Here is an 18,402-nt window from a genome sequence, read left to right as displayed (position 1 = left end):
CCGGAAATGATCTTGGTTTTCGCTCGTCACGCTCCCCGCGTTGGCCGGAATTCTTTTCCGGCGCCGTGCGAAGGTTTCGGGATGGCTGTGTTTTTACGGGGCAGGGCGCCAACGCTCCCCTACGCGCGGTAAGTTTCTGGCCATGCCACGTGGACGTCACCGTCATTCCCCGCCTTTGCACAGGCTGCTGCCCCCGTCGGCGATCGCAGGCGTCTCCCTCGTCTGCGCCTTCGGCCCCTGGGTGTTCTCCGACGCGGGCGTGCTCCGGATGATCGCCGCGTTCGCCGCCGCGGTCGCGGTCGTCGGGGCGGCCGTCCTGCGCCGCTGGGACGCGCAGGCCGGCAAGACGGTCGCGGACCTCTCGCGCGCGCGGGTGAGCGACGAGTGGCGCTACGAGGAGCGGGTCGCCGAGCTGGAGACCGACCTGGAGGAGTCGCGCGAGCTGCGCGGCAAGCTGGAGCAGCGGCTGCGCGCCAAGCGTGCCGAGCTGGCCGGCCTGCGCAACGAACACGCCGCCCTGCTGCGGCGGTACGCGACCGCCGAGACGGAGCGGGCCAGCGCGCTGGAGAAGCGCCGCAGGCTGGAGCTGTCGGCGTCCACGGCCGCGCCGGCCGGGCCCGCGGTGGCTCCCGCCGAGCGCGAGACGCCCGCCGAGTCCGGGACGCCCGCCGAATCTGGGACGCCCGCTGTCGAGGCGCCGGCCGCGGCGCTGTTCTCGCCCGAGGGGTCCGAGCTGTTCCTGCGCGCGGCGCGGGCGCTGGGCCGCCTTGAGGGGCAGGAGACGGTCGAGGGGGGCGCCGCGAAGGCGAGTTCGCCGGAGGAGGGTGCTCGCGAGATGAGCTTCCTGGAGAAGGCGACCCTCGGGAAGAGCGGCCAGGCGAAGGGCGGTGTTCCGTCGGGTGGCGGTACTCCGTCGGACGGTGGCTCGCCCAAGGGCGGCGCGGCCGAGGACGGCTTCGACAAGGAGGGTTCCGGCAAGGAGGCTTCTCCCGAGTCCGGTGCCCGCAAGAACGGTTCCCCCGAGGGCGGTTCCCGCAAGGACGGCGCGCCCGTGACGGAGGGCGAGGCCGAGGGGAAGCCCGGGGCGGCCGACGCGCAGACGCACGCGGTCGCCGCCGAGATCGTCCAGCGGCCCGCGCACGCGCTTGAGCCCGTGCGTGCGGCGGGCATCCCGCAGCAGCCCGCCGGCTCCGGCGACGACTCCAGCTCCAGCTCCAGCTCCGGCTCCGGCTCCGGCGAGATCGCGCAGCGGCCCGCCGGGCACTTCGCGGTGCCGACCGCCGTCGCCGTCGTACCGGCCGCGCAGCCCGCGCGGCGCCCCTCCGCCGAGGGCGGTTTCGACTTCTTCGGCACGAAGCAGGAGCCGGCCGCCCTGGAGGCCGTGCAGAACGAGGACCTGGCCGACGTCGTCGGGCAGGAAGCGCTCGCGCTCCACAAGGCCGAGTCCGAGGCCGAGTTCAAGCCCGCCGACGAGGCGTCGCGCGGCATCGGCCAGGTCGTCGACCTCACGGCGCACGACGAGACCGAACAGCTCGACCTCCAGGGGCTGCGCAGCGTGTCCTACTGACGCCCGCCCGACGTACGCGAGGGCCGTACGACCGTCCGCGAGACGGCCGTACGGCCCTCGCGGCGTTCCCGGACGACCCCGGAGCCTCACGCCATCCACCGGTCCGGCAGCGCGTCGCGGCGGCCCGTGCGGGACCGGTCCGCCTGGCCCTGGAGGAGGGCCGCGGCCTCCTGAGCGTCCCTCAGACGGGCGGAGACGGTCTTGTCGGCCCCGGTGTCCACGTGGACGCTCGCGAGCCGCCACAGCCGCCCCCAGGGCCCCTGAGTGAGCCGTACGCTCTGGACCTTGGCGTGGGGGACGAGGGCGAGGTGGCGACGCAGCAGGCCGTGCCGGGAGACGAACACCGCGTCGGTCACGGCGATGCCGTAGCCGCGCCACCAGCCCGGCGCGATCCGCCCGGCCCGCTTCGGCGGACGCGACAGCGCGGCGGCGTCCGGGACGCTCACCCCGGGCAGCACCCGCGCGATGACGGCCTCGGCGGCGGCGCGCGGCGCGACCGGCACCAGCAGGGAGTTCGCCGACCCGGCGACGTCCAGCTCGACCCGCACCCACCCCAGGCGCCGCCACAGCAGCGGCTCCACGATCCGTACGGTCTGCACGCGTCCCGGCGGCACCGTCTCGTGCGAGCGGTCCAGCAGCCCGTGGTCGAGCCGCAGCCCGTCCGGCGACTCCCCGACCGTCCAGTCGTACTCGGCGACGAACTTGCCCACCGTCCCCGCGCCCGCCGCGCCCAGGATCGGCAGCCCGGCGACGAGGGCGGTCCACCAGTTCGTGGCCGTCCACAGCAGCGGCACCAGGACGAGCACGCCGAGCAGCGCGGCCCAGGTGCCGCCCGACAGCAGGCGCGCGAGGGCGAGGCTGCGCGGCGGCACCCGCAGCAGTTCGCGGGTGGGGGCCTCGCCGACCTCGTGCGCGGTCTCGGGCGCGAACCCGGCCGCCCGCGCGAGGAGTTCGGCCCGCAGGGCGCGCGCCTGCCGCTCGCCCAGGAACGCCAGCTCGTCCTTGTCGTCGGTGCCTATGACGTCCAGCCGCAGCTTCGCGACGCCCGCCACGCGCGCGAGCAGGGGCTGCGTCACGTCGATCGCCTGGACGCGCTCCAGACGGATGTGCGCGGTACGTCGGAACAACAGGCCCGTACGGATGCGCAGTTCGGTGTCGGTCACCGCGAAGTGCGTGAACCACCAGCTGAGGAAGCCGTACAGGGCGGACGCCGGGACCACCACGGCGATCGCGATCAGCAGGGTCGTCGACGTCAGCCGGGTGAGCTGTTCCTGCGCCTGGTTCGGGTCGTGCACCGCCCACCCGGCGAGCACCGCCACCGGCGCCCACGCGCGCCGCAGCGGCGTCACGGGATGCAGCCGGTGCTCCACGACCGGCGCCGCCCCGTCGGACGGCGTCCGCTCCGCGGCCGGCTTCTCCAGTGCGACGGCGTCCTCGGCGCGTACGGAGTCCCCGGCGCGTATGGAGTCCCCCGCGCCCGGCGTCGTCACAGGCCCGCCGATCGGGCCTCGCCCAGCTCGGTGAGCCGGTCGCGCAGCCGTTCCGCCTCCGCCGGGTCGAGCCCCGGGATGGTCGCGTCGGTCGCGGCGGCGGCCGTGTGCAACTGCACGCTGGCCAGCCCGAAGTACCGCTCGACGGGCCCCGAGGTGACCTCCACGAGCTGCATCCGCCCGTACGGCACGACGGTCTCCTCGCGCCACAGGACGCCCCGGCTGATCAGCAGGTCGTCCGCGCGCTCGGCGTACCGCCAGGACCGCCAGTTGCGCCCGAGCAGCACCCAGCCCCACCCCGCGATCCCCACGGGCAGCAGCGCGAACGCCGCCCACGCGGGGGCGGCGAACAGCCACAGGCACACGCCCAGGGCGACGGCCGCGAGCCCGAGCCACACCACCAGCAACAGCCGCCGCATGCGCAGCAGTCCCGGCGGCAGTCCGGTCCACACCGGCTGTACCGCCTCGCTCCCCGCGCCCCGCGCGCTCCCCGTCTCCATACCGCCAGCGTACGTAGGGGAGACTGGAAGCATGACTCCTACGACGGAGACCACGGTCGGGATCGGCGGGGCCGCGGAGAGCACCGACATGGTGCTCAACATCGGTCCGCAGCACCCCTCCACGCACGGCGTGCTGCGGCTGCGGCTCGTGCTGGACGGCGAGCGGATCGTCCACGCGGAGCCCGTCATCGGGTACATGCACCGGGGTGCCGAGAAGCTGTTCGAGGCCCGTGACTACCGGCAGATCATCATGCTGGCGAACCGGCACGACTGGCTGTCGGCGTTCTCCAACGAGCTGGGTGTCGTCCTTGCCGTGGAGCGCATGCTCGGCATGGAGGTGCCCGCGCGCGCGGTGTGGACGCGCACACTCCTCGCGGAGCTGAACCGGGTCCTCAACCACCTGATGTTCCTTGGCTCGTATCCGCTGGAACTCGGCGGGATCACGCCGGTGTTCTACGCGTTCCGCGAGCGCGAGGTCCTGCAGAACGTCATGGAGGAGGTCTCCGGCGGGCGCATGCACTACATGTTCAACCGGGTCGGCGGCCTCAAGGAGGACCTGCCGGCCGGCTGGACCTCCCGCGCGCGTGCGGCCGTCTCCGCCGTGCGCTCGCGCATGGACGTCTTCGACGACCTCGTCCTGGGCAACGAGATCTTCCGGGGCCGCACGCGCGGGGTGGGCGTCCTGTCCGCCGACGCCGTCCACGCGTACGGCGTGAGCGGGCCCATCGCGCGCGCCTCCGGCGTCGACTTCGACCTGCGCCGCGACGAGCCCTACCTCGCGTACGGGGAGCTCCACGACGTCCTCAAGGTCGTCACCCGGCGCGAGGGCGACTGTCTCGCCCGCTTCGAGTCCCTGCTGGAGCAGACGCACAACGCCCTGGACCTCGCCGACGCCTGCCTCGACCGCGTCGCGGACCTGCCGCCAGGACCGGTCAACCAGCGCCTTCCCAAGGTCCTCAAGGCGCCCGAGGGCCACACCTACGCCTGGACCGAGAACCCCCTCGGGATCAACGGCTACTACCTCGTCAGCAAGGGCGAGAAGACCCCGTACCGCCTCAAGCTGCGCTCCGCGTCGTACAACAACATCCAGGCGCTCACCGAACTGCTGCCGGGGACGCTGGTCGCGGACATGGTGGCGATCCTGGGGTCGATGTTCTTCGTGGTGGGGGACATCGACAAGTAGGAGTGCGTTGGAAAACCGGACCGACCCTCACTACGGGGCGAGCGGGTCCGGGATCCCGACCGGCTGCACCAGCCAGCCGAAGTCGCCGAGCCCCCCGGGCGCGGTGAGCTCGGCGGCCTCCCCTCCGGCCGCGAGCGCGCGCACGTACGCGGCGGGGTCGGACGACGCGAGCGCGAGGGGCGGCCGCGCGCCGGTGACGCCCAGCGCGCGCAGGGCGGTGCGCTGCGAGTACAGAGCCGCCGGTTCCCCGGGCCGCTCTCCCGCCCGCGCGCACGCGTCCAGCGCGACGTGCGCGGTGATGTCGCACGTCCCGTCCGGCACCGGCACGACCTCGCGCCCCGCGCGGAACCCGGTGAGCGTCCCGAAGAGCGGGCGGGCGTCGGCCGTGTGCCCGTAGTCGACCGCCACCGCGAGCCCCCGGTCGAGACAGGAGACCGCGTGCGCCCACGCGCGGTCCCGGGGAAGGCCGATCTCCGCGCGCCCGCCCTCCTCGGCGTCCGCCGGCCACCACCGGTCCAGCCACGCGGCGTCCTCACCGCCGACCGGCGGCCCGAGGCGTTCGGTGCCGTCGGCGCGGACGAGGACGACGCGCGCGACCGCGTCCGCGTCCGTCTCGACGACGTCGAGGGGCACGTTGTCCAGCCACTCGTTGGCGAACAGCAGCCCGCTGACGCCGGACGGCGGCTCGCCGGTCCAGGTGATCCGCTCGTCCAGCCCGTCCGGCCGGGCGGCGATGTCGACGCCCCACGCGCGCGTGCGTGCGGCCACGCCCTCGGGCAGCGCCGCGAGCACGCCCGTCAGCAGCTCTCCCCGCCCCGCTCCCACGTCCACGAAGTCCAGCACCCCGGGCCGTCCGAGCCTTTCGTCCACCCGGCACAGCAGCGCGGCCACAGCGGCCGCGTAGAGCCCCGAGGCGTGCACGGACGTCCGGAAGTGCCCCGCGGGGCCCTCGGGGCGCCGGTAGAAGCCCTCAGGGCCGTACAGGGCCCGCTGCGCCGCCGCCCGCCACCCGTGCCACGCGGACGCGTCGTCGTCAGCCGTCACACCCACCACCTCGCCGAAGCCCCGCGTCCACCCGCCCAGGCTATGCGCACAGCTGATCACCTCCTCCACCTTGCGGAGTACGCGCGCGGGATACGGATCGGTCCTCCGGTTGACCCCCAGAGGCTTCACGCATCCCTACGCTGGGTTACGTGCAGCGCCTCTACGACTTCCTCCGCAGGCACCCGACCGGGGTCGACGGCTTCTGGGCCGTGATCCTGTTCGGGGCCGCCTTCGCCATGGAGACGTCTCGCCAGGAGGCCGAGTGGAGAGACGCGCCTGCGGCGGTGATCCCCGTGGTGATCGCGCTGTCCGTGGTGATGACGCTGCGCAGACGCATGCCCGAGGCGATGCTCGTGCTCGCGGCGGTCACCGGCTGCGCGCAACTGGTGCTGGACGTGGGCGTCAACCCGGCGGACTTCGCGCTGCTGATGATCGTCTACACGGTCGCCGCCGTCGGGGACCGCTGGGCCTCGCGCCTCGCGCTCGGCATGGGCCTGTGCGCGGCGGCCGCGGCGGAGCTGCGCTGGCCGACCGGGCACACGAGCGCGGCGGGCACCGTCGTCATCGTCGCCTTCCAGACCGTCCCGTTCGCGCTCGCGTGGGTGCTCGGCGACTCGATGCGCACCCGGCGCGCGTACTTCGCGCAACTGGAGGAGCGCGCGGACCGCCTGGAGCGCGAGCGCGAGGCGCAGGCGAAGGTCGCGGTCGCCGCCGAACGCGCGCGCATCGCGCGTGAACTGCACGACGTCGTGGCGCACAACGTGTCCGTGATGGTCGTCCAGGCCGATGGCGCCGCCTACGTCCTGGACGCCGCCCCGGACCAGGCGAAGAAGGCCCTGGAGACGATCTCGTCGACCGGCCGCCAGGCGCTCGCCGAGATGCGCCGCCTGCTGGGCGTCCTGCGCACCGGCGAGCACCAGGAGGGCGGCGAGTACGTCCCGCAGCCGGACGTCGAGCAGATCGAGGACCTGGTGCAGCAGTGCCGGGGCTCCGGACTGCCCGTCGACTTCAAGGTCGAGGGCACCCCGCGCCCGCTGCCCAGCGGCGTCGAGCTGACCGCCTACCGCATCGTCCAGGAAGCGCTGACCAACACGCGCAAGCACGGAGGCCCCAACGCGGGCGCGAGCGTGCGCCTGGTCTACTTCGACGACGGCCTCGGCCTGCTCGTCGAGGACGACGGCAAGGGCGCCCCGCACGAGCTGTACGAGGAAGGCGGCGCGGACGGCCGGGGCCACGGCCTGATCGGCATGCGCGAGCGCGTCGGTATGGTCGGCGGAACCCTGGACGCCGGTCCGCGCCCCGGGGGAGGCTTCCGCATCAGCGTCCTCCTGCCGCTCAAACCGGCGCACTGACACCCACGCGCGCCTGCTGACACCTGTCACGAACACCGGTTCACGAACCCATGGAAGAGGCCCCGATGACGATCCGCGTGATGCTCGTCGACGACCAGGTGCTGCTGCGCACCGGGTTCCGGATGGTGCTCGCCGCCCAGCCGGACATGGAGGTCGTCGCGGAGGCGGGCGACGGGGTCGAGGCGCTGCAGGTGGTGCGCTCCACGGACGTCGACGTCGTCCTCATGGACGTCCGCATGCCGAAGCTGGACGGCGTGGAGGCCACCCGGCGAATCTGCGAGGAGCCGGACCCGCCGAAGGTGCTCATCCTGACGACCTTCGACCTGGACGAGTACGCGTTCTCCGGGCTGAAGGCGGGCGCCTCCGGGTTCATGCTCAAGGACGTGCCGCCCGGCGAGCTGCTCGCCGCGATCCGCTCCGTCCACAGCGGCGACGCCGTCGTCGCCCCCTCCACCACCCGCCGCCTCCTGGACCGCTTCGCGCCGATGCTCCCGAGTTCCGGGCGCGCGCCGGAGCACAAGGAGCTGGAGCGCCTGACGGAGCGCGAGCGCGAGGTGATGATCCTCGTCGCCCAGGGCCTGTCCAACGGCGAGATCGCCGCCCGCCTGGTCCTCTCCGAGGCGACCGTGAAGACCCACGTGGGCCGCATCCTCACCAAGCTCGGCCTGCGCGACCGCGTCCAGGTCGTCGTCCTGGCGTACGAGACGGGCCTCGTGCGCGCGGGCGGCGGAGCGGCCGGGGGACACGCCTGAGGCGCGCGGCCGGCTCCTACCGGAGGATGCCCTCCAGGAAGTCGCTGCCCAGGCGGGCCACCAGGGCGACATCGAGCTGGTGCAGGACATAGCGCCCGCGCCTGCGGGTCGTGATGAGGCCCGCCTTCTTCAGGGCCGCGAGGTGCCGGGATATCTCCGGGGCGGACATGGCGTGGATCTGGGCGAGTTCGGTCGTCGTGTACGCGCTGCGGGCCAGGTTGCGGCAGAGCTGCATGCGGACGGGGTGGGAGAGCGCGTTCATCCGCAGGGTCAGCTGCTCCACCGAGGGCGCCGTGACCGGGGACGGGGAGTGCGCCGGGTAGTGCAGCAGGGGGCGCCACCCCGCACGGTGCAGGACGTTCAGGTGCGGGCGGCCCAGGCTGGTCGGGACCAGCAGCAGACCGTCGTCGCGCGCGGACGTGCGGCTCTCGACGAGCTTGTCGACGACCAGACGGCCGTTCGCCTCGTCGAGCCGGACGGCGGGGGAGACCGCCGCGAACGCCTCGGCGGGCCCGCGCCGGTGCAGCACCTGCGTCTTGTGCCGGGCGTCGGCCGCGAGCTGGTGGCTCAGCCGCGACCAGGTCTCGGCGAAGAACGCCTCGTCGCAGTCCTCCAGGAAACGCCGCAGCCACGCGCGCACGCCCGGCGGATCGTCCAGCACCCGCCGCGCGAACGCCAGCTGCCGGGGTCCGCGCGAGGCGGCGAGGTCCAGCACCCGGCCCTGCAGCGCCGGGTCACCGAGGACGCCCGGCGCCGGGCGGTCGCACGCCGGGCACGCGAACTCCAGGGCCGCGTCCACGAACTGGTCGTCCGGCAGCTTGTCCAGCAGCGCCAGATCGTCGGCCAGCGTCTCCCCGGGCAGCGCGCCCGGCACGCCCGCGCACGCCAGGAACAGGTCCGAGAACACCGACCGCCACAGGAACTCCGCCTCGCACATCCGGTCGGCCAGGTGCGGGTCGAGCCCCGGCAGGACGCTCCCGGTCCAGCCCTGGATGCCCGGATGGTGCCCCGGCTCCGACAGCGCGTGCAGCGCCATCCCCAGCTCGGCCAGCGGCGACGGGACGAAGGCCACCTGCTCGGGCCGGACCCCGGCGATGTCGATGCTCACGCTCATGGGCCCATGGTGCACCCCGCCACCGACAACGCCCCCGCCGATTGACGGCCACCGTCAATCGGCGGCCCCGTGCGGCAGCCGCGCCACGAAATCCGCGACCGCCGCCTTCACGTCCGCCGCGTCCCAGTCGAGGCCCGCCGCGCGCACCGAGACCTCCGTGTACGACACCCCGGGGCCGCGCCGGTCCCACGGCGAGGCGAACAGGAACGTGCCGGTCTCCTCGGCCTGGCGCACGGCCGCCTCGGCGAGGGTGTCCGGGTCGTACGGCAGCCAGAACTGGAACTCGTGGGTGTGCGGCACGCGCGGGTGCACACGGAACCACGGGACGCCCGCCTCGGCGAACCCCTCCTGGAGCGCGTCGGCCACCACGCGCGCGTGGGCGACGTACTCCGGCAGCCGGGGCAGCTCGCGGTCCAGGCCGGCCAGCGCGGTGAGGGCGGCGGGGAACTGGTGGAAGAGCATGCCGCCGTAGCGGTGGCGCCAGACCCCGGCCTCCGCGATCAGCGACTCGGGGCCCGCCAGGACGGCGCCGCTGAGCCCGTCGAGGGACTTGTAGAGCGACACGTAGACGCTGTCCGCGAGGCCCGCGATCTCCTCCAGCGGACGGCCGAAGTGGGTGGTCGACTCCCACAGGCGCGCGCCGTCGAAGTGCACCACGGCGTCGCGCTCCCGCGCGGCGGCCACGGTCGCCGTCAGCTCGTCCCAGGAGGGCAGCAGGAAACCGGCGTCCCGCAGCGGCAGTTCCAGCGCGAGCGTTCCGAAGGGCTCCGGGGCCTCGCGCACCTCCTGGGGCGTCGGCAGCCGGTGCTCGTCCGTGAGGTGCACCGGCCGCAGCCCGGAGAGCTGGCTGAACGCGTCGCGCTCGTGCACCTCCAGGTGGGCCAGCGGATGCACGGCCACCGCCGGGTTGCCGGTGCGCCCCGCCCAGCAGCGCAGGGCGATCTGCTGGGCCATCGTGCCGGTCGGGAAGAACGCGGCGGCCTCCGTGCCCAGCAGCCCGGCGACCCGCTCCTCCAGGGCCGCCACGACGCCGTTGCCGTACACGTCGGTGCGCTCGTCGAGGTCGTACACCTCGGCGGCCTCCTGGAGGTGTGCCATGCGCTCCCGAAGGGACGCGCGGTACGGCGGGCGGGAGAGGATCCGCGCGGCCTCCCGCTGGGCCGTCATGCGCCGCTCGCGCAGCCGCTCGGCGAGGGTGGCGGCGTCGTCCGGGTCTGGGGTGAAGGTCATGCCTGGATCATGCCGCGCGCGGGGCCGTACGGGCACCCGCGTTATCGGCGGCGCACGCCCCGCCGATACCCACAGCCTGTGGACAACCCGCCACCCCCTCAACAGATCGCGTTAACATGACGAGAAATCGTCCGGTACCCAGATGCGGACTGGAACGGGAAGGCCACCGTCGCGTGAGTACAGTCCACCAGCCAGATCCCCGGGACCGCCCCGCGCGGCTCACCGTCGGCGTCGTCGGCGCCGGCCGGGTGGGCCCCGCGCTGGCCGCGTCCCTCCAACTCGCCGGACACCGCCCGGTGGCCGTCTCCGGCGTCTCCGACGCGTCCCGCAAGCGCGCGGCCCTGCTGCTGCCCGACGTGCCCCTGACGACCCCCGCGGATGTCCTGGAACGTGCCGATCTGGTCCTGCTGACCGTCCCCGACGACGCGCTGCCCGCCCTCGTCCAGGGCCTTGCCGACACCGGCGCCGTCCGCCCCGGCCAGCTCCTCGTGCACACCTCCGGGCGCTACGGCGCGAAGGTCCTCGACCCCGCCCTGCGCGCGGGCGCGCTGCCCCTCGCGCTGCACCCGGCGATGACGTTCACCGGCACCCCGGTCGACGTCCAGCGCCTCGCCGGCTGCTCCTTCGGCGTCACCGCTCCCGAGGAGCTGCGGCTGGCCGCCGAGGCACTGGTGATCGAGATGGGCGGTGAGCCGGAGTGGGTCGCCGAGGAGAGTCGCCCGCTGTACCACGCGGCCCTCGCGCTGGGCGCCAACCACCTCGTCACCCTGGTCGCCCAGTCCATGGAGCTGCTGCGCGAGGCGGGCGTCGCCGCACCCGACCGGATGCTCGGCCCGCTCCTGGGCGCCGCCCTGGACAACGCGCTGCGCTCCGGCGACGCCGCCCTGACCGGCCCCGTCGCGCGCGGGGACGCGGGCACGGTCGCCGCGCACGTGGGCGAACTGCGCAAGCACGCCCCGCAGACCGTCGCCGGGTACCTCGCGATGGCCCGCGCGACCGCCGACCGCGCGCTCGCGCACGGCCTGCTGAAGCCGGAGCTGGCGGAGGACCTGCTCGGCGTCCTGGCCGGCGGGACCTCAGGCACGCCCGGCACGCCAGGTACGCCCGGCACCGAAGGAGACGCCCGATGAGCCGCTGGTTCGGAGTGCTGCGCGACCGCGAGGCCCTGGAGGACGCGCGGGACCATCTCGCGCTGCCGGGGCACAACGCGGTCGTCATGACCATGGGCGCCCTCCACGAGGGGCACGCCGCCCTGATCCGGGCGGCCAGGGACCGCGTCGGACCCAAGGGCTTCGTCGTCGTCACCGTCTTCGTCAACCCCCTCCAGTTCGGCAAGGGCGAAGACCTCGACCGCTACCCGCGCACTCTCGACGCCGACCTGAAGATCGCCGAGGAGGCCGGCGCGGACGCCGTGTTCGCCCCGTCCGCCGACGAGGTCTACCCGGGCGGCGAGCCCCAGGTCCGCATCAGCGCGGGCCCCATGGGCGAACGCCTGGAGGGCGCCGTACGCCCGGGGCACTTCGACGGCATGCTGACGGTCGTCGCGAAGCTCCTGCACCTCACCCGCCCCGACGTCGCGCTGTTCGGCCAGAAGGACGCCCAGCAGCTCGCCCTGATCCGCCGAATGGTGCGCGACCTGAACTTCGGTGTGGAGATCGTCGCCGTCCCGACGGTCCGCGAGGACGACGGCCTGGCGCTGTCCAGCCGCAACCGCTACCTCTCGCCCCAGGAGCGCCGCACCGCGCTCGCCCTCTCGCGCGCGCTGTTCGCGGGCCGCGACCGGCACGCCGCGCAGGAGGCGCTGCGCGCACGCGCGCGTGAGGTGCCCGTGACGCAGGCGCGCGCGCAGGCGCTGAGCGCGATCGGCGAGTCCCGCGCGGCAGCCGACACGCACGCCGTCGCCCAGGCCGCTGCGGGCACGGCAGGCATCCGCGCCGCCGCGCGCGTGGTGCTCGACGAGGCCGCCCGTCTGGACCCGCCGCTCGCCCTGGACTACCTCGCGCTCGTCGACCCCGCCGACTTCACGGAGATCGGGGACGACTTCACCGGCGAGGCCGTCCTCGCCGTCGCCGCCCGGGTCGGGACGACCAGGCTGATCGACAACCTCCCCCTGACCTTCGGAGCCGCCTCGTGACCAGCACAGGCACCAGCACAGGCATACGACTGCACGCGCCCGCGCCGGGCTGGTCGATCACCGCCGACGTCGTGGTCGTCGGCTCCGGCGTGGCCGGCCTGACCGCCGCCCTGCGCTGCGAGGCTGCGGGGCTGAACACCGTCGTCGTCACCAAGGCCCGCCTGGACGACGGCTCCACCCGCTGGGCCCAGGGCGGCATAGCGGCGGCCCTGGGCGAGGGCGACACCCCCGAGCAGCACCTGGACGACACCCTGGTCGCCGGCGTGGGCCTGTGCGACGAGGAGGCCGTCCGGATCCTCGTCACCGAGGGCCCCGACGCGGTACGCCGCCTCATCGCGACCGGCGCCCACTTCGACGAGTCCGCCGAGGGCGACCTGGAACTCACCCGCGAGGGCGGCCACCACCGCCGCCGCATCGCGCACGCGGGCGGCGACGCGACCGGCGCGGAGATCTCCCGGGCCCTCGTCGAGGCGGTCCGCGCGCGAGGCGTGCGCACGGTCGAGAACGCGCTCGTCCTGGACCTCCTGACGGACGCCGACGGCCGCACGGCCGGCGTGACCCTGCACGTGATGGGCGAGGGCCAGCACGACGGCGTGGGCGCCGTCCACGCGCCCGCCGTGGTCCTCGCGACCGGCGGCATGGGCCAGGTGTTCTCCGCGACGACCAACCCGTCCGTGTCGACCGGCGACGGCGTCGCGCTCGCCCTGCGCGCGGGCGCGGAGGTCAGCGACCTGGAGTTCGTGCAGTTCCACCCGACCGTGCTGTTCCTCGGCGCCGACGCGGAGGGCCAGCAGCCGCTCGTCTCCGAGGCGGTGCGAGGCGAGGGCGCCCACCTGGTCGACGCGGACGGCGTGCGCTTCATGGTGGGCCAGCACGAACTGGGCGAGCTGGCGCCCCGGGACATCGTCGCCAAGGGCATCACGCGCCGCATGCAGGAGCAGGGCGCCGAGCACATGTACCTCGACGCCCGGCACTTCGGCGCCGAGATGTGGGAGCAGCGCTTCCCGACGATCCTGGCCGCCTGCCGCGCGCACGGCATCGACCCCGTCCACGAGCCCGTCCCGGTCGCCCCGGCGGCCCACTACGCCTCCGGGGGCGTGCGCACCGACTCGCGGGGCCGCACGACCGTGCCGGGCCTCTACGCGTGCGGGGAGGTCGCCTGCACGGGCGTCCACGGCGCCAACCGGCTCGCCTCGAACTCCCTCCTGGAGGGCCTGGTCTACGCCGAGCGGATCGCCGTCGACATCGCGCGGGCCGGCGTTCACGCGCGCGTGCCCGCGCCGGTCGAGGTCCCGCAGACCCCCGCGCACCCGCTCCTCGCCCCCGAGGAGCGGTTCGCGATCCAGCGGATCATGACCGACGGCGCGGGCGTCCTGCGCTCCGCCGCCTCCCTGGAGGAGGCCGCCGCGAGGCTGGACGCTCTCCACGCGCACGCGCGCGACGCCCTCGACGAGAACGGCAAGACCGCCGAGCCCGGCGTCGACACCTGGGAGGCCACCAACCTCCTGTGCGTGGCCCGCGTCCTGGTCGCCGCCGCCCGCCTGCGCGAGGAGACGCGGGGCTGCCACTGGCGCGAGGACCACGCCGAGCGTGACGACACGGCCTGGCGCCGGCACATCGTCGTGACGCTGAACCCGGACCGCTCGCTCGCCGTGCGGCCGACGGACACCGCAGACTTCCCCCCGACCCAGCGTCCCCAGGAGCAGTGACCGAAGTGAGCAACGACCTTCCCCTCGTCCAGAGCGGCGGCTGCGGCGACGGATGCGCCTGCGGAGCCGAGGACGACGCCGAGTACGCCGAGTACCTGGAGTGCGGGCTCGACCCGGCGCTCGCCGCGCTCCTGGCCGAAGCGGGGCTCGACCCCGTGGAGGTCGAGGACATCGCCAACGTCGCCATCCAGGAGGACCTGGCGCACGGCGTGGACGTGACGACCGTCGCGACCATCCCCGAGGAGGCCGTCGCCACCGCCGACTTCGTCGCGCGCGAGGCGGGCGTCGTCGCGGGCCTGCGGGTCGCCGAGGCGGTCGTCTCCATCGTCTGCGCGGACGAGTTCGAGGTCGAGCGGCACGTCGAGGACGGCGACCGGGTGGCGGCCGGGCAGACCCTGCTGTCGATCACCTCGCGCACCCGCGACCTGCTGACCGCCGAGCGCAGCGCCCTGAACATCCTGTGCCGCCTGTCCGGCATCGCGACCGCCACGCGCGCGTGGGCGGACGCGCTGGAGGGCACCAAGGCGCACGTGCGCGACACCCGCAAGACGACGCCGGGGCTGCGCGCGCTGGAGAAGTTCGCCGTGCGCTGCGGCGGGGGCGTCAACCACCGCATGTCGCTGTCCGACGCGGCGCTCGTCAAGGACAACCACGTGGTCGCCGCCGGGGGCGTCGAGGCGGCCTTCAAGGCCGTCCGCGCGGCGTTCCCGGACGTGCCGGTCGAGGTCGAGGTCGACACCCTGCACCAGCTCCGCGAGGTCGTCGACGCGGGCGCCGATCTGATCCTCCTGGACAACTTCACGCCCGGTGAGTGCGCGGAGGCCGTCGGGATCGTCGACGGGCGCGCGCTCCTGGAGGCGTCCGGCCGGCTCACGCTCGACAACGCTCGCGCGTACGCCGACACCGGGGTCGACTTCCTCGCCGTCGGCGCTCTCACCCACTCCTCGCCGATCCTGGACATCGGCCTGGACCTGCGCGAGGCGGAGTGAACCGATGCTTCTGACGATCGACGTCGGCAACACCCACACGACGCTCGGCCTGTTCGACGGGGAGGACATCGTCGAGCACTGGCGGATCTCCACGGACGCGCGCCGGACGGCCGACGAACTCGCGGTGCTCCTCCAGGGCCTGATGGGCATGCACCCGCTCCTGGGGGACGAACTCGGCGACGGCATCGACGGGATCGCCATCTGCGCGACCGTCCCCTCGGTGCTGCACGAGCTGCGTGAGGTCACCCGGCGCTACTACGGCGACGTCCCGGCCGTCCTGGTCGAACCCGGCGTCAAGACGGGCGTCCCGATCCTCACGGACAACCCCAAGGAGGTCGGCGCCGACCGGATCATCAACGCCGTCGCCGCCGTCGAGCTGTACGGGGGCCCCGCGGTCGTCGTCGACTTCGGGACCGCGACCACCTTCGACGCGGTCTCCGCGCGCGGGGAGTACGTCGGCGGGGTCATCGCGCCCGGGATCGAGATCTCCGTCGAGGCGCTGGGCGTGAAGGGCGCGCAGCTGCGCAAGATCGAGGTGGCCAGGCCGCGCAGCGTCATCGGCAAGAACACCGTCGAGGCCATGCAGTCCGGGATCGTCTACGGGTTCGCCGGGCAGGTCGACGGCGTCGTCCAGCGGATGACGCGGGAGCTGGCCGCCGACCCCGAGGACGTCACGGTCATCGCGACCGGCGGGCTCGCCCCGATGGTCCTGGGGGAGGCGTCCGTGATCGACGAGCACGAGCCGTGGCTGACCCTCATCGGCCTGCGGCTGGTGTACGAGCGGAACGTGTCCCGGATGTGACCCCGCGCGTGGCGCCCCGGGAGGGAAACCGGGGCGCCACGCGCGAGTGATATGTCGAATTTGTCTGATTAGCGCGTATCGTCGCAGCATGCCCACGCCATACGGATCCCGCGGCGGCATGGCGTTCGGTGCGGAGGAGCTGCGTGTGCTCCGTCGCGCTCTCGCCCTCGCCCTTCACCCCGGTCCCGCCTCGGCAGAGGACATCCAGGACTGTCATCGGCTGGCGACGTCTCTCGACGAGGCGCTGCGCGAGGCCGCGCGGTTGCGGACGTTCCTGGTGGCCGACCTCGTCCGCTACCGGGCGGCGCTGCCCGGCACCGCCGCCGGGTACCTGACCCTCCTGGAGGAAGTGCTCGGCACCGGGTACCGGCCCGAGCCGGACGACCTCGCCGCCCTGCGCGCCCTGCGCGGCAATCCGCTGGCGGCGACCCTCCTGAGCCGGTGCCAGGTGCTGGCCGAGCAGGACGTCCGCAGCCGGCTCGCCCGCCGGACCACCCGCCATGCCGTCCCCGCGCCTCTCACGCCCACTCCGGCGGTCCCGGCCTCCCGCACCCGCCTCCTGGCCCTCCCGGGCGGCCTGTCGCCCGACAGCGGCTTCGAGGGGGCCGCGCCGCAGGAACCGGCGGCCCCCGCCGAACGCCCGAAGCCCCGCCCGGCCGGCGAGCCCGCGCCGTCCCCGTCCCCCGACCCGGCCCGCCGCCCCATCCCGACCCCCGGCGAGGTCTTCCCCCGCCGCAAGCCGGCCCAGCCCCCGGCCGACCCCGAGGAACGCGCGGCGGGCTGACGGAAACCGGTCGAGGGGGCCGCGCTCAAGGAGTCGACGGCTCCGAGGAACCCCCGAGCCCTCGGCCGCCCCATAGCGCCCCCGCCTCCCCGTCGCTCGCCTCCCCGCCCTCCCGCGCCCGTGGACGCCGGAGGGCGGACTGCTGAGCTGCCTCGCCGTGACGCCCTTCGCGCGCGAGCCGGAGCAACGGACCGGCGAGTTTCTGAACGGCCTGTCCTCCCGCGCGCGAAGGCCGGTGGTGCCGGCCCGTGAAAACCAGCTCGCTGTCCCACCGGCTCCGCGCGTGAGCCGGAGGCCGGGCGGCGCCTCGTCGAATGGCGCAGCCCTCGAAACCGGCGCCTCGGCGGGGCGGTCGGCTACACCGTCGCTGCCGGACCGCAGCGCGAGCCGGCGCCTGCGGGCACTACGCGCGGCAGGGCGCCGTCCAGGGTCGGAAGAATCCTGGTCGGCTGTGACAGGTGCCTTGCCTTCCGCCCTCCCGCGAGAGCCGAAACCCTGGTCGTCCGGCGGAAGAACCTCGCCATCTGCCGCGCGCGCCCGCGTAAACCCGTGTGCCCAGTCGGGCGGCGTCCGTGGCTGTGGTCGGGAATTCCGGTCAGGTGCCCGAGCTTCGTACGAGTTCCGCGCGAGGCCAGGGCGTGCGGGTGGCGGAAGGGGTGTCCGCAAACCGGCCCTCAAGAGCTGCCCGCGTACGTGCCGTGGCACGTGTCATTCGAGGGGCGGGCTCGGGGCGTCCTACGGAACGTGTTTCGTTCCGCGCGGCTGCTATGCGCGTGTTTCGGGGTGGGCCCCAGTGGTGTTCGAGGCGGGCTCTATAGGGGCTCGTGAAGTCGGTCCGCATTGGGAGGGGCCGGCGGAATCGGGGAGAAGGGCGGGCCGGGGTTGTCATCGAACGCTCACTGATCGTGGTGTTCGGGGTTCGAGGGGGAATTTGGGCCGGGCGGCGACGCGGTGGCTCTCTGTGCGCGGCCTGTTCGGAAGCCGGGCAGGTTTCGGGCCCGCCGGTTTCCCCCGCCGGGGTTCTTCGTGGCTCGGAATCGTCGGATCCCGGGATTTTCGGACCTCGGATTTACGGGTTCCGGTCCCCTGGCGCCTGCATTTCCGGGGCGCCGGACGTGCCGATTCCCTGGTGGCCGACCCGCGAAGGTGATCGCCGGGAAGGTGCGGGGCCGTGAGGATACCCGGCGCGGGCGGGTGAGGGCCGGAGTTTTCAAAAGCTCCGGAATAGCACCCCGGGATCCGACGATCCGCCGGGCGGAACGCCCGCCGGGTGCAGGAACGGCTCCCCACAGGATCCCGAAGGACCCCGACAGGTTTCCCGAGAGGCTTCCGGGAGACGCGCCGGCCGGTCCCGCGCGGGCCCTCCCGCCAGGCTCGCGCCAGACCTCCGTCACGCCCCGACCAGCCCCCGACCACCCTCCACCAGGCGTCCCCGCCCCTTCCCGACCCCGCCCGGATGTCCGCTTCCTCCGTGGCTACCCTGGATCCATGGACTACGTCTCCGCGCTCGTGCCCCCCATCGTCATGGCGGTGTTCTTCATCGGCCTGATCCGAGTGATCGTGAAGACCCAGGGCGGCGCCAACAAGGCCAAGGAGGACGCCGCCGTCGACGCGGCGCTCGCCCGCGCGGAGGCGGCCCGGCAGGGCGGTTCCGGCCGGTCCGAGGGCTGACGGGGCCGTCACCCACGCGCGCGTGGCCGATGACGGCACCTCACCGTCGTCCGCCCCATTTGTTCGCATTCGTAGCGAAAA

The 18,402-nt window shown here is 74.2% G+C and carries 16 protein-coding genes; 11 read left to right on the top strand and 5 right to left on the bottom strand.

The window, feature by feature from the left end; translation table 11 throughout:
• Positions 1-175: 175 nt before the first annotated feature.
• Entirely contained in the window at positions 176-1,567 is a 1,392-nt protein-coding gene (locus IAG44_RS17340) for a hypothetical protein (RefSeq protein WP_246561800.1), read from the top strand.
• A gap of 86 nt (positions 1,568-1,653) precedes the next feature.
• On the opposite strand, the gene IAG44_RS17335 is transcribed toward IAG44_RS17340, so the two are convergent.
• Together IAG44_RS17335 and IAG44_RS17330 are read right to left on the bottom strand one after the other, a co-directional pair.
• Complete coding sequence (locus tag IAG44_RS17335; protein ID WP_425508454.1) at positions 1,654-3,057, bottom strand: PH domain-containing protein; 1,404 nt, start codon at positions 3,055-3,057, stop codon at positions 1,654-1,656.
• On the bottom strand, positions 3,054-3,557 hold the full coding sequence (locus IAG44_RS17330) for a PH domain-containing protein (protein WP_187748002.1): 504 nt from the start codon (positions 3,555-3,557) through the stop codon (positions 3,054-3,056). Before IAG44_RS17330 ends, IAG44_RS17335 begins: the two co-directional genes overlap by 4 nt.
• Positions 3,558-3,588: 31 nt before the next feature.
• On the opposite strand from IAG44_RS17330, the gene IAG44_RS17325 reads away from it, so the two are divergent.
• A complete protein-coding gene (locus tag IAG44_RS17325; RefSeq protein ID WP_187748001.1) occupies positions 3,589-4,740 on the top strand; it encodes an NADH-quinone oxidoreductase subunit D in 1,152 nt (383 codons plus the stop codon).
• 30 nt (positions 4,741-4,770) lie between these two features.
• Here the strand turns inward: IAG44_RS17325 and IAG44_RS17320 are convergent, their stop codons facing one another.
• On the bottom strand, positions 4,771-5,784 hold the full coding sequence (locus IAG44_RS17320) for an SAM-dependent methyltransferase (RefSeq protein WP_246561799.1): 1,014 nt from the start codon (positions 5,782-5,784) through the stop codon (positions 4,771-4,773).
• Between the two features lie 149 nt (positions 5,785-5,933).
• Here IAG44_RS17320 and IAG44_RS17315 point away from each other — a divergent pair, with 149 nt between their 5' ends.
• Positions 5,934-7,136 (top strand): sensor histidine kinase, encoded by a 1,203-nt coding sequence (locus IAG44_RS17315; protein WP_187748000.1) that lies wholly within the window; start codon positions 5,934-5,936, stop codon positions 7,134-7,136.
• A gap of 65 nt (positions 7,137-7,201) precedes the next feature.
• The gene (locus IAG44_RS17310) at positions 7,202-7,888 is read left to right on the top strand and encodes a response regulator (RefSeq protein ID WP_187747999.1); all 687 of its coding nucleotides are present in this window, start codon (positions 7,202-7,204) and stop codon (positions 7,886-7,888) included.
• 16 nt (positions 7,889-7,904) lie between these two features.
• On the opposite strand, the gene IAG44_RS17305 is transcribed toward IAG44_RS17310, so the two are convergent.
• Complete coding sequence (locus IAG44_RS17305; RefSeq protein ID WP_187747998.1) at positions 7,905-9,002, bottom strand: DUF5937 family protein; 1,098 nt, start codon at positions 9,000-9,002, stop codon at positions 7,905-7,907.
• 54 nt (positions 9,003-9,056) lie between these two features.
• A complete protein-coding gene (locus IAG44_RS17300) occupies positions 9,057-10,232 on the bottom strand; it encodes a threonine aldolase family protein (RefSeq protein WP_187747997.1) in 1,176 nt (391 codons plus the stop codon).
• Between the two features lie 173 nt (positions 10,233-10,405).
• On the opposite strand from IAG44_RS17300, the gene IAG44_RS17295 reads away from it, so the two are divergent.
• The 7 genes from IAG44_RS17295 to IAG44_RS17265 all read left to right on the top strand — a co-directional run bounded on the left by IAG44_RS17295 (position 10,406) and on the right by IAG44_RS17265 (position 18,321).
• Positions 10,406-11,362, top strand: a complete 957-nt coding sequence (locus IAG44_RS17295) for a Rossmann-like and DUF2520 domain-containing protein (protein WP_187747996.1) — start codon at positions 10,406-10,408, stop codon at positions 11,360-11,362.
• Positions 11,359-12,366: a pantoate--beta-alanine ligase gene (gene panC / locus IAG44_RS17290; protein ID WP_187747995.1), complete on the top strand. Its 1,008-nt coding sequence runs from the start codon at positions 11,359-11,361 to the stop codon at positions 12,364-12,366. Before IAG44_RS17295 ends, panC begins: the two co-directional genes overlap by 4 nt.
• On the top strand, positions 12,363-14,075 hold the full coding sequence (locus IAG44_RS17285) for an L-aspartate oxidase (protein ID WP_187747994.1): 1,713 nt from the start codon (positions 12,363-12,365) through the stop codon (positions 14,073-14,075). Before panC ends, IAG44_RS17285 begins: the two co-directional genes overlap by 4 nt.
• Entirely contained in the window at positions 14,072-15,064 is a 993-nt protein-coding gene (gene nadC / locus IAG44_RS17280; protein ID WP_187747993.1) for a carboxylating nicotinate-nucleotide diphosphorylase, read from the top strand. The genes IAG44_RS17285 and nadC overlap by 4 nt, the downstream gene beginning before the upstream one ends.
• 4 nt (positions 15,065-15,068) lie before the next feature.
• Complete coding sequence (locus tag IAG44_RS17275; protein ID WP_187747992.1) at positions 15,069-15,866, top strand: type III pantothenate kinase; 798 nt, start codon at positions 15,069-15,071, stop codon at positions 15,864-15,866.
• 118 nt (positions 15,867-15,984) lie between these two features.
• Positions 15,985-16,650, top strand: a complete 666-nt coding sequence (locus IAG44_RS17270) for a hypothetical protein (protein WP_187752731.1) — start codon at positions 15,985-15,987, stop codon at positions 16,648-16,650.
• A gap of 1,488 nt (positions 16,651-18,138) precedes the next feature.
• Positions 18,139-18,321 (top strand): hypothetical protein, encoded by a 183-nt coding sequence (locus IAG44_RS17265; protein ID WP_187747991.1) that lies wholly within the window; start codon positions 18,139-18,141, stop codon positions 18,319-18,321.
• Positions 18,322-18,402: the final 81 nt, after the last annotated feature.

This window comes from Streptomyces roseirectus, from assembly GCF_014489635.1.
GTDB classification, from domain to species: Bacteria; Actinomycetota; Actinomycetes; order Streptomycetales; family Streptomycetaceae; genus Streptomyces; species Streptomyces roseirectus.
This window is presented reverse-complemented; position numbering and strand designations above follow the sequence as displayed.